Source organism: Citrobacter sp. KH_055_1 (genome assembly GCF_057838705.1).
In genome coordinates, this window is record NZ_CM174473.1 from 818,685 (window position 1) to 832,377 (window position 13,693).

General features: G+C 50.0%; 12 protein-coding genes. 6 read left to right on the forward strand and 6 right to left on the reverse strand.

Going from position 1 to position 13,693, the window contains the following annotated elements; genetic code table 11:
* Positions 1-74: 74 nt before the first annotated feature.
* Together AC3ITF_RS04010 and AC3ITF_RS04015 are read left to right on the forward strand one after the other, a co-directional pair.
* The gene (locus AC3ITF_RS04010) at positions 75-1,253 is read left to right on the forward strand and encodes an acetyl-CoA C-acetyltransferase (RefSeq protein WP_096755827.1); all 1,179 of its coding nucleotides are present in this window, start codon (positions 75-77) and stop codon (positions 1,251-1,253) included.
* A 474-nt stretch (positions 1,254-1,727) separates the two neighbouring features.
* Positions 1,728-2,411: an oligogalacturonate-specific porin KdgM family protein gene (locus AC3ITF_RS04015; RefSeq protein WP_096755828.1), complete on the forward strand. Its 684-nt coding sequence runs from the start codon at positions 1,728-1,730 to the stop codon at positions 2,409-2,411.
* Between the two features lie 167 nt (positions 2,412-2,578).
* Here AC3ITF_RS04015 and AC3ITF_RS04020 read toward each other — a convergent pair whose 3' ends face one another.
* On the reverse strand, positions 2,579-3,754 hold the full coding sequence (locus AC3ITF_RS04020; protein WP_096755829.1) for an oligogalacturonate lyase family protein: 1,176 nt from the start codon (positions 3,752-3,754) through the stop codon (positions 2,579-2,581).
* 459 nt (positions 3,755-4,213) lie between these two features.
* Between AC3ITF_RS04020 and kduI the strand changes: the two genes are divergently transcribed.
* From kduI to araE, 3 genes are all read left to right on the forward strand, one after another.
* Positions 4,214-5,050: a 5-dehydro-4-deoxy-D-glucuronate isomerase gene (kduI, locus tag AC3ITF_RS04025; RefSeq protein WP_096755830.1), complete on the forward strand. Its 837-nt coding sequence runs from the start codon at positions 4,214-4,216 to the stop codon at positions 5,048-5,050.
* Between the two features lie 57 nt (positions 5,051-5,107).
* Positions 5,108-5,869 carry a 2-dehydro-3-deoxy-D-gluconate 5-dehydrogenase KduD gene (gene kduD, locus AC3ITF_RS04030; protein ID WP_096755831.1) on the forward strand — a complete coding sequence of 254 codons (762 nt, stop codon included), beginning with the start codon at positions 5,108-5,110 and terminating at the stop codon, positions 5,867-5,869.
* A 313-nt stretch (positions 5,870-6,182) separates the two neighbouring features.
* The gene (araE, locus tag AC3ITF_RS04035; RefSeq protein WP_115257557.1) at positions 6,183-7,601 is read left to right on the forward strand and encodes an arabinose-proton symporter AraE; all 1,419 of its coding nucleotides are present in this window, start codon (positions 6,183-6,185) and stop codon (positions 7,599-7,601) included.
* An 86-nt stretch (positions 7,602-7,687) separates the two neighbouring features.
* Here the strand turns inward: araE and AC3ITF_RS04040 are convergent, their stop codons facing one another.
* From AC3ITF_RS04040 to AC3ITF_RS04060, 5 genes are all read right to left on the reverse strand, one after another.
* Positions 7,688-8,974: an ABC transporter substrate-binding protein gene (locus tag AC3ITF_RS04040; protein ID WP_096755833.1), complete on the reverse strand. Its 1,287-nt coding sequence runs from the start codon at positions 8,972-8,974 to the stop codon at positions 7,688-7,690.
* A gap of 13 nt (positions 8,975-8,987) precedes the next feature.
* Entirely contained in the window at positions 8,988-10,115 is a 1,128-nt protein-coding gene (locus AC3ITF_RS04045; protein WP_096755834.1) for an ABC transporter ATP-binding protein, read from the reverse strand.
* Positions 10,116-10,127: 12 nt separating this feature from the next.
* Positions 10,128-11,030 (reverse strand): carbohydrate ABC transporter permease, encoded by a 903-nt coding sequence (locus AC3ITF_RS04050; protein WP_096755835.1) that lies wholly within the window; start codon positions 11,028-11,030, stop codon positions 10,128-10,130.
* On the reverse strand, positions 11,023-11,913 hold the full coding sequence (locus AC3ITF_RS04055; protein ID WP_096755836.1) for a carbohydrate ABC transporter permease: 891 nt from the start codon (positions 11,911-11,913) through the stop codon (positions 11,023-11,025). Before AC3ITF_RS04055 ends, AC3ITF_RS04050 begins: the two co-directional genes overlap by 8 nt.
* Positions 11,914-12,393: 480 nt before the next feature.
* Complete coding sequence (locus AC3ITF_RS04060; protein ID WP_489176151.1) at positions 12,394-12,720, reverse strand: cupin domain-containing protein; 327 nt, start codon at positions 12,718-12,720, stop codon at positions 12,394-12,396.
* Positions 12,721-12,862: 142 nt separating this feature from the next.
* Here AC3ITF_RS04060 and AC3ITF_RS04065 point away from each other — a divergent pair, with 142 nt between their 5' ends.
* Positions 12,863-13,555 (forward strand): aspartate/glutamate racemase, encoded by a 693-nt coding sequence (locus AC3ITF_RS04065; protein WP_489176428.1) that lies wholly within the window; start codon positions 12,863-12,865, stop codon positions 13,553-13,555.
* Positions 13,556-13,693: the final 138 nt, after the last annotated feature.

Sequence of the window (13,693 nt, forward strand, 5' to 3'; positions counted from 1 at the left end):
ATTTTTTAAACAACTAAGATAACTATTCTTAACAATCATCTACTATTGCGCTGTCATTTTGCGCTGAGGTAGTGATGAAAGAGGTTGTGATAGTGGGGGCGTTGAGGACACCGATTGGCTGTTTCCAGGGTACGCTGGCACGCCACTCTGCCGTTGAGTTAGGCAGTATGGTGGTCAGGGCGTTAATGGAACGCACCGGGGTGGATGTTCACTCTATTGATGAAGTGATCCTGGGTCAGGTCCTCACGGCGGGGGCAGGGCAAAATCCGGCACGCCAGTCTGCCATTAACGGAGGACTCCCCAACACCGTTTCCGCCATCACCATTAACGACGTTTGTGGCTCGGGCCTGAAGGCGTTGCATCTGGCGACGCAGGCTATCCAGTGCGGTGAAGCCGACATTGTGATTGCCGGTGGACAAGAGAATATGAGCCGCGCCCCACATGTCCTGACCGACAGTCGCACCGGGGCGCAACTCGGTAATAGTCAACTGGTCGATAGCCTGGTGCACGACGGCTTGTGGGATGCTTTCAACGATTATCACATGGGCGTTACCGCGGAAAACCTGGCGCGGGAATACGGTATCAGCCGTGAATTACAGGATGCCTACGCGCTTCACTCGCAACACAAAGCGCGTATGGCGATCGATGCTGGGCGGTTTAAAGATGAAATTGTGCCCGTGGTCACTCAGCGTAACGGGCAATCGATAGTGGTGGATACCGATGAACAGCCGAGAACCGATGCCAGCGCAGAAGGGCTGGCGCGTCTGGATCCTACCTTTGATCGTTTGGGGTCCGTTACGGCGGGTAACGCATCATCAATAAACGATGGTGCTGCTGCCGTGATGATGATGAGCGAAGCCAAGGCCCAGGAGCTGAACTTACCCGTGCTGGCGCGCATTCGTGCCTTTGCCAGCGTCGGGGTTGATCCTGCGTTGATGGGCATTGCGCCGGTGTACGCGACGCGACGTTGCCTGGAACGAGTTGGCTGGCAATTGGCGGATGTTGATCTTATCGAAGCCAACGAAGCGTTTGCCGCGCAGGCGCTTTCTGTCGGCAAAATGCTGGAGTGGGATGAACGCCGGGTGAATGTGAACGGTGGGGCCATTGCGCTCGGTCATCCGATTGGGGCGTCCGGCTGCCGTATTCTGGTTTCACTGGTCCATGAAATGGTGAAACGCCGGGCGCATAAAGGTCTGGCAACGCTGTGCATCGGCGGCGGTCAGGGTGTGGCGCTGGCCATCGAACGTGACTGATCCGCTCTAAATTAATCCTCTCAAATACGCCTTCCTGCCGCGCTGTCCATGCAAATGTGACAGCGCTCACCTGTTATATTTTGAAATAAGTAAAATCTATTCAGAAAAACTCTGAAGCAAAATCCCTCCTCTGATTTACCCTTTTCGCTTATAACTTAATTAATAATACAAAAGCGTATAATTATCACAGGTAATATAACTTGCGTTATTAACTGCGTGTTTTATTGTATCTCATTGTTTTTAATATAAATTGTTGTGATTAATACTTCTTCTATTCATTTTAAATAAAATGAACCGTGATCATGATCTTTGTTTTCGGGTTTTTAGATGATTTTTGTTTGATATTCATCACGCTGTTGTTGTCCATTTTTTTTGAAACAAATAATTACGATCATGATCACTAAAATAGTGGTGTTAAAAAAATAAAATGCAATTCCATAAAAAAGGAACATCATTTTAATTTGAGGGTAGCATATGTTTAAGAACACTCTGGTGCTTGCGTCTTTAATTGGTGCGTCATTTGCAGCGCAGGCTGTCACCGTTGACTTACGACATGAATATATTGATAGCGGGTCTAATGCTGATCGCGTGTCGGTGTCGCATCGTTTTGAAAATGGTTTAGGTTTTACCGTTGAAGCAAAATGGAAATCGGGCGGTGATAAAGCTGACCAGCCTTTTGCTGATGTAGTGGGTAACGGTCATGAAGACTCAATTAACTGGCGTTGGAAAGCAACCAGCAATATTGCGGTAACGCCAGGTCTGACACTTGAAAGTAATGACAGCCGCACCATCTACAAACCGAACCTGCACCTGCAGTACAGTTTTGAGAATGGTTTCTATGTAGCCACCCGCTATCGTTATGAATATACACGCTATCCTTCAAGCTCCAATAAAGAAGATGATAAGGTAAACCGTGGGGATGCGTGGGTTGGTTTTGTGCTGGGTGACTGGCGTACTGAGCTGAACTATGTTTACGCCAAAAGCACCGAAGGTGTCGCGCGTAATAATAATAAAACCTACTCCAATGAATATAATGCCAAGTTAGCCTATAAGTGGGATAAAAACTGGGCACCGTATGTTGAAGTCGGGAACGTGGGTGTGAAAACAACGGATGAGCGTCAAACTCGTTTCCGTATGGGCGTCGCCTATTCTTTCTAAATACCATCAATAGCTGGCGAAATACCCCGGAGATGTTGGCCGGGGTTTTCTGCTGCTTATTATTTATAGTGTTGAGCTTTTCTATTAATAAAAAAAGCCCTCCGCGAGGAGGGCAAGGCCAGTTACAGAAACATTAAATTAAAAACAGGGCACAATCATTTCGGGGACTACAGTTGAAACAGTTCCGGCTGCTCGGGCAGTTTGGCAATGTACAACGCCGGTTTGCCATCTTTGTCTGAGCTAAAAAGTACCGCGCGATCGTCTGGTGTAAACGACGGATGCGGGTGGGTGACCTGACGGCTGTTTGCCACGGTAGCCCAGGAAGTATCGTGGCGTGCGATGCGGAAACAGCTTTTCTTCGCTACATCAAATCCATACAGATAAGGGTCGTTATCGATGGTGTAACCGCCAGTATCCTTCACGTCTACCGGTGTACCTGAACCATCGCCGACCAGCAACGTGCCATCAAAATTGCTCATTAAATGCGAGCAGGCAGGCATTAACATTACGGCTTCATTAACGCCGGTATCAGGATTGTAGCTGGAGATGGTGCGTCCTTGCTGACCTTTCAGGTACGAGACATAGACCAGTGCCGAGCCGTTCGGGACCCAAAATTCATGGGTGCAACTTTCACCCTGCGCATGATCTTTAACTTTACGCACGTTACTGCCGTCTTCATTGACCAGCCACATTCGCGCATCGACCAGATCGTGCGGACCTTCATGGCAGAAAGCGACGGTGTTATCGTCGAACGGACGGTAAATCGGATGACCCAGCCAGTTTTTCTCTTCGTGAATCACCGCGCTGTCGCCGGTACGTAAATCGACGCGCAGCAGTCGGCAGTGCGGGCCTTTATGGAAGAAGTCATGGAACAGCTGCCAGCTGTTTAACGGTGTCCAGTCGCTTTTAGCAATTTCGATACCGACCAGTTTTGTACAGTCGCTGTTGGCAACCCAGGTACCGTAGCCCACCCAGTCATCAGACACGCGGTACACTTCGCGTTCTGCCAACGTCTTGAGATTCACTTCCAGCAGGGTGCGGTCGTTTTTGACATAGTAGAGGGCGCTGTCGTCCGGCGATAAAAAACCGCCGAAGGTATTATCACCTGCGCCTTCGGTCAACTGAACGGCTTCGGCTTTGGCAAGATCCAGTAAATAGTAGTTCCAGTGACCATCAAACTCACCGGCGAACAGCAGGTGACTGCCATCATTAAAGAAGCATTTCTGATAGAAATAGTTTCGATGACAGGTTACTTCCGGTGGGGTCAGTCGGGTGACTTCCACGCCTGTATCCGGATCGCGGCTGATTTCATAGTTCAGCTTGACCCGCATGCCTTTAGCCATAATGCACTCCTTTTACCGTACGCAGGATTTCAGCAATCTGCGTCAGCACCCAGATTTATGATGAATTTAAAAACCAAGTGATAATTTATCAAAACAGCGTTTCATCATGTGTGACTGATGACGCAATTTGTAACAAAAAGCATAAGAAAGCATTTCTGCGGCGAGAGGTTGTTGAATGCTTTATCTCTACCTCCATGGAGTTATCATTTCTTATTATTTTACATCTATTTGTTTTATATGGTTTTTAAATCCAGTTGTTTTTTGTTATCTGCCGATTTTCCGTCGCTAGCGTGATCGCAACTACACTTTTGATAATAAGATGCAGAAAAAGTGAAACATCGTTTTAGTTGTAATTGAAAACGCGTTCCGAGAGAGATATCATTAACGCATTAGGAAAAACGGAACGACGTTTCGCTATCCGATAACGTATTCACGGTCAATTTATCACTGGAGGTAAATGTGGACGTAAGACAAAGTATCCACAGTGCGCATGCTAAAACCCTGGACACCCAGGCGCTGCGTAACGAATTTTTGGTAGAACAGGTATTTGTCGCAGACGAATACACCATGGTTTACAGCCACATCGACCGTATTATTGTCGGCGGGATTATGCCGGTGGCCAAAACTGTTTCCGTTGGTGGTGAAGTTGGCAAACAGCTGGGCGTAACGTATTTCCTCGAACGCCGTGAGCTGGGCGTGATCAACATCGGTGGTCCGGGCACGATTACCGTCGATGGTCAATGCTATGAAATCGGTCACCGCGATGCGCTGTATGTCGGTAAAGGTGCCAAAGAAGTGGTGTTTGCCAGCCTTGATGCGGCAACTCCTGCGAAGTTTTACTACAACTGTGCACCGGCACACACCGCGTACCCAACCAAAAAAGTCACGCCAGCAGACGTTGCGCCGGTGACGCTGGGCGATGATCTCACCAGTAACCGCCGTACCATCAACAAATACTTTGTGCCGGATGTTCTGGAAACATGCCAGTTGAGCATGGGTCTGACTGAACTGGCGCCGGGTAACCTGTGGAATACCATGCCGTGCCATACCCATGAACGCCGCATGGAAGTCTATTTCTACTTCAATATGGAAGAAGACACCTGTGTATTCCACATGATGGGGCAGCCTCAGGAAACGCGCCATATTGTGATGCACAACGAGCAGGCTGTTATTTCTCCAAGCTGGTCTATCCACTCTGGCGTGGGCACAAAAGCCTATACGTTTATTTGGGGTATGGTCGGCGAAAACCAGGTCTTTGATGACATGGATCACGTTGCAGTAAAAGATCTGCGCTAGTCGCGGGCGGCCACTCAGCCTGTCGGTGATGGGCACTATAAAAAATAAGGATTAACAATGATTTTGAATGCATTCTCTCTTGAAGGTAAAGTCGCCGTTGTGACAGGTTGTGACACCGGTCTGGGCCAGGGTATGGCGCTGGGTCTGGCGGAAGCGGGCTGCGATATCGTGGGTATCAACATTGTTGAGCCGACAGAAACTATCGAACGTGTTACTGCCCTGGGCCGTCGCTTTTTAAGCCTGACTGCCGACCTGCGTCAGATTGACGGTATTCCGGCACTGCTGGAGCGCGCGGTGGCAGAATTCGGCCATATCGATATTCTGGTGAACAATGCGGGTCTTATTCGTCGTGATGATGCGATCGATTTCAGCGAAAAAGACTGGGACGACGTCATGAACCTGAACATTAAGAGCGTATTCTTTATGTCCCAGGCGGCGGCGAAGCACTTCATCGCGCAGGGCAACGGCGGGAAAATTATTAACATCGCCTCTATGCTCTCCTTCCAGGGTGGCATCCGCGTGCCGTCTTACACCGCATCAAAAAGCGGCGTGATGGGCGTAACCCGCCTGATGGCGAACGAGTGGGCAAAACACAACATCAACGTCAATGCGATTGCACCGGGCTACATGGCGACCAACAACACGCAACAGCTGCGTGCTGATGAGCAGCGTAGCGCAGAAATCCTCGATCGTATCCCGGCAGGCCGTTGGGGTCTGCCTGACGATCTGAAGGGGCCAATCGTATTCCTGGCCTCCAGCGCATCTGACTACATCAATGGTTATACCGTTGCAGTAGACGGCGGCTGGCTGGCGCGTTAATTCCCTCTCCAGTATTAAAAAACCTGCCAACGGCAGGTTTTTTTGGTTTTAAGTTATTTTAATCCATATTATGGTTATAAATTAATCCATAAATAATTTCATATGTATGAAACGGTAATATTTAATACTCTTTAATATCAGTGTATTAAATTTTATTGAGTAATTATCTATAAATTTTAAAATTGTAATGTCCATCACATAACGGTATGGGCTAGCTATTTTATCCATAACTATGCCGTTTCCAGCCTGACGCCCCTGGCAAGGGATCCCTTATTTTCAGTTTTATGTCTTACTCTGTTTCTGGCAGGAAAAAATGGTCTCAATTAATCATGATGCTGCATTAGCACCGCGCGCAATGCGCGACACGCGACGTATGAATCTGTTTGTCTCAGTTTCCGCTGCTGTCGCAGGATTATTATTTGGTCTGGATATTGGGGTGATCGCGGGTTCGCTGCCGTTTATCACTGAACACTTTGCGCTAAGCAGTCGTTTGCAGGAGTGGGTAGTCAGCAGCATGATGCTGGGTGCGGCAATTGGCGCACTGTTCAACGGCTGGCTCTCTTTCCGCCTCGGGCGAAAATACAGTCTGATGGTCGGGGCAATCCTCTTTGTTCTCGGATCGTTGGGATCGGCATTCGCGACAAGCGTTGAGCTTCTGATCGCCGCCCGGGTAGTACTGGGTGTAGCCGTCGGGATTGCTTCCTATACCGCGCCGCTTTATCTCTCAGAAATGGCCAGTGAAAACGTGCGCGGAAAAATGATCAGTATGTACCAGCTGATGGTCACGCTGGGCATTGTGCTGGCCTTTTTATCCGATACGGCGTTCAGCTACACCGGCAACTGGCGGGCCATGCTCGGCGTGCTGGCCCTGCCTGCGGTGGTGCTGATTGTTCTGGTGGTGTTTTTACCGAACAGCCCGCGCTGGCTGGCACAAAAAGGGCGTCATATTGAAGCCGAAGAAGTGCTGCGTATGCTGCGAGATACCTCGGAAAAAGCCCGCGATGAACTGAATGACATCCGCGAAAGCCTGAAGCTAAAGCAGGGCGGATGGGCGCTGTTTAAGATTAACAGTAACGTGCGTCGTGCGGTTTTCCTCGGTATGTTGCTGCAGGCGATGCAGCAGTTCACCGGGATGAACATCATCATGTACTACGCGCCGCGGATTTTTAAGATGGCGGGCTTTACCACCACAGAACAGCAGATGATTGCCACCCTGGTGGTTGGCTTAACCTTTATGTTTGCTACGTTTATCGCCGTCTTTACCGTCGATAAAGCCGGGCGTAAACCGGCGCTGAAAATTGGTTTTACCGTGATGGCGCTGGGAACATTGGTGCTGGGCTACTGCCTGATGCAGTTTGATAACGGCACGGCATCCCGCGGGTTATCGTGGCTGTCCGTCGGCATGACCATGATGTGTATCGCCGGCTATGCGATGAGCGCCGCGCCGGTGGTGTGGATCCTGTGCTCGGAAATTCAGCCGCTGAAATGCCGTGACTTTGGTATCACTTGTTCCACCACCACCAACTGGGTGTCGAATATGATCATCGGGGCAACGTTCCTGACGCTGCTCGACAGTATTGGCGCGGCCGGTACATTCTGGCTTTATACCGCGCTGAATGTCGTATTCATTGGTATTACGTTCTGGCTTATTCCTGAAACCAAAAATGTCACCCTGGAACATATCGAACGCAAACTGATGGCGGGAGAGAAGTTGCGGAACATCGGCGTGTAATGTTAATGCCCGGTGGCGGATTTCGCTTACCGGGCCGACAGGTTCGCATTGGCCGGGTAGGGCGAAGCCGCCACCCGGCTTTTTATTTAGCGCATCGCGCGTTTCAGGATACGTTCAGCCTGACGCTGGAAGTCTGCGGCAGCTTCTTCCACGGTTTTCTGACCGTAGTCGATGTACTGCAGTGACGTACCGAACTGCGCCACGATCTGCGGGTCATCAAAGTATGGCGACACGGTGAGTTTGGTTGGCAGCGACTGCGCCAGACGTAACCCAGCGACGGACGGATCGTTTTCTTTGATGGTGCCGTTTTGCGTCAGGATTTCAACGGCTGCTTTACTCAGCGGCACGCCGCGCTCCAGACCCAGCGTTTCGACACCTTCTTTGCTGTTCAGTAGGAAGTTAATCACTTTCGCGGCGGCTTCCGGATTTTTCGTGGATTTGCCAATAGACAGCATCTGCGCAGGTTTAAAGAACAGCCCTGCGTCCGTGGCACCTTCCATCATCGGGTAGCTACCCAGATCCAGCTTCGCCGGTGGCTTCAGGTTATCTGAATACTTGTTAATGGTGGAGTTCCACATGTAGGTGCCACCCCATTCGCCCTGGATCCACGGCTTCATTTCATACATGTTGCTCTTACCAAACGACGCATAGTATTTGGTGTCTGGCATTACGTGGCTATCAACCAGCTTTTTATAGGTCTGGAAGAACTCAACCCACTGCTCTTTGGAGTAGGAGAATTTCTTGGTCTTTTCATCTACGGCTGGAATGTTGTACTTCTGGATCATGTACGAGTTCAGCAGCGCCAGCGTGTCCTGATGCTCCAGTACCACCGGGTAGTACTGTTTGCCGAGCTTGCTTTCGAACGTTTTGCCCGCAGCCATCAACTCATCCCAGGTTTTCGGGTATTCAACGCCCGCTTTTTTCCAGGTTTCATCGTTAAAGTAGAACACGCGCGCGGTGACGGAAATGGGGATCCCGTTCAGCTTGCCGTTAACGGTAGTGGACTGCAGTTCTTTTGGATCGAACTGGCTTAAGTCGATCACGTCCTTCATTTTGTTCAAGTCGTAAAAACCGTCGCCATTTTTCGAGAAAATCGGCAGCCAGTTCCAGTTGGTTTGCATCACATCCGGCTCGGTACCGCCCGCAATCTGCGTGGTCAGGCGGGATAAGTGACCATCCCAGCCGGTATATTCGGCTTTGACGGTGATATCCGGGTTCAGCTTGTGAAACTCTTCTAACGCTTTCAGCGTGACCTGGTGGCGGCCATTGCCCCCCCACCAGGACATACGTAAATCAACATCCTTTGCCATAGAAGGCAGCGCGGTCAGGCCCAGAGTGGCGGAGATAGCGGCGCTTAAAAGCACTTTTTTCATTTTTATAACTCCATTAGAGAGAGATGTTCTTTTCAGTTTTTGCGTCAAAGAGATGACATTTATTTATATCGAACTTGAAATGCACCTTGCGGTTAAGACCTTTATCAATCATTGGCTTAGCTTTATCTGAAGGGATGCGAGCAGTCAGTTCGTAATCTGCCACTTTCAGGTAAACAAAGAATTCATGGCCCATGTTTTCCACGCGTACCATTTCGCCACTGCAGTTGCCTTCGGCAAAAGGCTCTTCGGCGACGTCGACGAATTCCGGACGGATGCCGTAGAAGACATCCTGACCGACATAAGAAGAGACTTTCTCCTGCTTTTCGTCGTTCAACGGCATGGTTTCATTGCCGATGGCAATGTGCAGGCGTCCCTCTTGTTCCACCAACTTGCAGGGGCGAATGTTCATCTCCGGTGCGCCGATAAAGCCAGCCACGAACATATTTTTCGGCTTGTGGTACAGGTTATCCGGGGTATCAACCTGCATGATGTGTCCCAGTTTCATCACGCAGATGCGGTCACCCATGGTCATCGCTTCGGTCTGATCGTGGGTCACGTACACGGTGGTGGCCGGCTTGCCGGATTTCTTCAACTGCTTGTGCAGGTCGGAAATACGGATACGCATTGAGGCACGCAGTTTGGCATCAAGGTTGGACAGCGGTTCGTCGAACAGGAACACGTCCGGTTTCTTCACAATCGCACGGCCAACGGCCACACGCTGTGCCTGACCACCGGAGAGCTGGCGAGGCAGGCGCTCCAGCAGTTCTTCCAGTTCGAGGATCTTCGCTGCTTCGTTTACCTGGGCATCAATCTGTGCCTTCGGCATTTTGCTTAGCTTCAGGCCGAACGCCAGGTTCTCACGCACCGTCATGTGCGGGTACAGCGCATAGTTCTGGAACACCATTGCAATCCCGCGCTCCTTCGGTGCCAGATTGTTCACAATCTTCTCGCCGATACGCACTTCGCCGCCGCTGATGGTTTCCAGACCGGCCAGCATACGCAGGGTGGTGGACTTGGCGCAGCCGGATGGCCCGACAATCACCATGAATTCCCCTTCTGCAATTTTCAGGTCGATACCATGTACCGCTTTGAAGCCGTTGGAGTACACTTTTTCCAGTTTATTAAAAATCACTTCAGCCATGATATTTCCCTCTTAACCTTTAATTCCGCTGCTGGTAACGCCCTGTACGAAGTAGCGTTGTGCCAGGAAGAACACAATGATGGATGGCAGAATGGAGATACTCGCCATTGCCAGAATTTCGTTCCACGGCGCACCTTCGGTAACGTCGATGGACATTTTCAGCGCCAGTGCAATCGGGTATTTATCCACGCTGTAGACATAAATCAGCGGCCCGATAAAGTCGTTCATTGACCACATGAACTGGAACAGAGCGACAGAGATGATGGCCGGTTTCAGAATCGGCACCACCACGTACCACAGCACCTGGAAGGAGTTACAGCCGTCAATCTGCGCCGCTTCTTCCATGTCACGCGGTACGCCGCGCAGGAACTGAATCAGCATGAAGACAAAGAACCCTTGCGTGGCGAAGGCCAGCGGCAGGTACAGCGGCATATAGCTGTTCAGCATGCCCATTTCACGGAACATCAGGTACTGCGGGATCAGCAAGACGGTGCTTGGTAGCAGCATGGTGGTGATGAGCGTGGCGAACCAGAATTTCTTCCATGGGATCTCGAAGCGGGCAAAGCCGTATGCCACGATGGTGGAAGAGATAATGGTCAGGATGACTTTCGGAATCACATACTTAAAGGTGTTCAGCATGTAATGGCCGAAGGTGTATTCGGTACCGGTTTTCCAGCCGTTGACGAAGCCATCCCAGGTGGCGTTTGCAGGCCACAGGCTCAGGGTGGTGAAGATCTCGTGGTTCGGTTTGAACGAGGCCGAGAACATCCACACCAGCGGGTACAGCATCAGCAGCCCTACCAACAGCAGGATCACGTAGCGGATGGCCGCGTTAATTTTTTCCCGACGCAGGGTGCGGGCAACTTCACGCTCAGCGATGCTCTGAGCTTCAGAGATTTGTTGGATATCAGCCATTTTTGCCTCCCTTATCGGCGGAATAGAACACCCAGTATTTCGAAGACTTGAAGGCAATGGCCGCAAAGACCGCAACAACCAGGAACAATACCCAGGCCAGCGCCGCGCCGTAGCCCATGTCAAAGTACTTGAAGGCCGTGTCGTAGATGTACAGGGAGAACAGGTAGGTGGAGTAGGTTGGTCCGCCGCCGGTTATCACGTACGGGCCAGTAAACTCCTGGAATGCCTGTGTGGTCTGCATGATGAAGTTGAAGAAGATAACCGGCGTAATCAACGGCACGGTGACTTTCATAAACATCTGCCATTTGGATGCGCCATCGATCATTGCCGCTTCGTACTGAGACTGCGGTACGTTTTGCAACGCCGCGAGGAAGATAACCATCGCGGAGCCAAACTGCCAGACGCGCAGCAGGGTCACGGACATCAGTGCCAGCGAGGGTTCACCCAGCCAGTTAACCGGGTCAAAGCCTAATACACCGATAAAGCTGTTCAGCAGACCGTCGATGGCAAACAGCGCACGCCACAGCACGGCGATAGCCACGGAGCTACCGAGGATGGACGGAATATAGTAAGCCGTACGGAAGAAGCCGATACCGCGTAATTTAAAGTTAAGAACAAACGCAATCCCTAATGCAAATGCCAGTTTCAATGGGATTGTCAAAAATACGTAGGCGAACGTCACGCCCATGGATTTCCAGAAGAGAGCATCTTCTGTCAGCATGTAGCGATAGTTCTCGATGCCGTTAAACACCGGCGGACTCATCAAGTCATACTCAGTAAAACTGAGGAAGAAAGATGAAACGAATGGGAAGGCGGTAAAGATTATCAACCCTATGATATAGGGTGATATCCACGCCAATCCCAGCATTCTGTTTTCATTCATACATACCTACCTGGCGAGTAATGGTTTAATACGGATTCGGTTGTAACGAACCGGACATACTCTCTGGATGCCCGGTGTGTCGGCGTTTTGTGTCTGTTTGCGATACCAATACTCCCTGTTAATGATTGATATACAATGCTTTTAATGTTGTCATTAACCGGTTGTCATCCTAACGATCAACATGAATGAACCGCCGTTCTTGATTTGTAAAACATCGTTTTAATTTATTTTATTGCGATTTGTTTCTACGTCATTCACATAATGATGGAAATGTGATCAAAGTCGAAACGGCGTTTCAAATAGGTGAGGTGCGCGTCATATTTTAAAAATTCCTGCTGGATTTCTATGGGTTATGACGACATGTATGGCAGCTTTTTGGGCGGGTTAAAGTAATGAAAGTTATATTATTAACATGCTAACAATGCTATTGCGGGCATAAAAAAGCCTTCCACTAAGGAAGGCTTGAAATAAAGGGGGACATTATTTTTTCAGGAAGTCTTCACGTACCGGTGTGAAGGTATCCAGTAATGTTCCCGGCTTTAAACACACGCAGCCGTGCATAATATTGGGCTGTTTATATAACGTGTCACCGGCGCGCACGACATGCTTTTCTTCGCCAATGGTAAATTCAAATTCACCTGACAGCACGTAGGTTAGCTGCTCGTGCGGGTGGCAGTGCATTGGGCCAACTGCGCCTTGTTCAAAGTTGACTTCAACGGCCATCATTTTGCCATCGTTAGCCAGAATGCGGCGGCTCACGCCATTGCCCAAATCTTCAAGGGTGGTTTCTTTATGAAAAATAAACATCCTGCCGTCCTGTATTAAGTTGAAACAATGTTTCATTAAATTTATATCAGAAACCCTCAAAAAGAAAACGATAGCGGCAGATGTGGAAAGTTGATCACATCTTTGGTTCACTGGAGAGATAACAACGTACAGGGGAAAAATGATGAAAACGATTGGTCTGTTGGGTGGGATGAGCTGGGAATCGACTATTCCGTACTATCGCCTGATAAATGAGGGCGTAAAGCAGCGCCTTGGCGGGCTGCATTCGGCGCAGATTTTGCTCCATAGCGTCGATTTTCATGAGATTGAAGCCTGCCAGTCGCGCGGGGACTGGCAGCAGGCGGGAGAAATTCTGGCGCGTGCGGCGGTCGGGTTACAGCAGGCGGGTGCTGAAGGCATCGTGCTGTGTACTAACACCATGCACAAGGTCGCCGAAGCGATTGAAACGGCGTGTGACGTACCGTTCCTGCATATTGCCGATGCGACGGGGCGTGCCATCAGTCAACTGAATATGAACAACGTGGCGCTGCTGGGTACGCGCTATACCATGGAGCAGGATTTTTACCGTGGACGCCTACAGGATGAATTTGGTATTAGCACCTTGATTCCCGAACAAGACGTACGCCTGAAAATTAACCGGATAATTTTTGAAGAGCTATGCCTTGGCGAGTTCAGCGATGCGTCGCGTGATTATTACCTGAGTGTGATAGGTGAACTGGCGAGCCAGGGAGCGCAAGGGGTGATTTTTGGTTGTACCGAGATTGGTCTGCTGGTGCCAGCAGAATTAAGCCCACTACCGGTGTTTGATACGGCGGCGATTCATGCGGCTGATGCGGTGGAGTTTATGCTGTCTTGATGCTGGGGGGATGGTGCGTGATTAGCCTAATGTTAGATGCTTTTCAGGCATGAGCCAAGCCAACTTAAGAAAGAGGTGTAAAGATGCCAAGGGGTTACCGAAAATATAAACAACCGGGGAAATGTTCCCCGGTTTAGC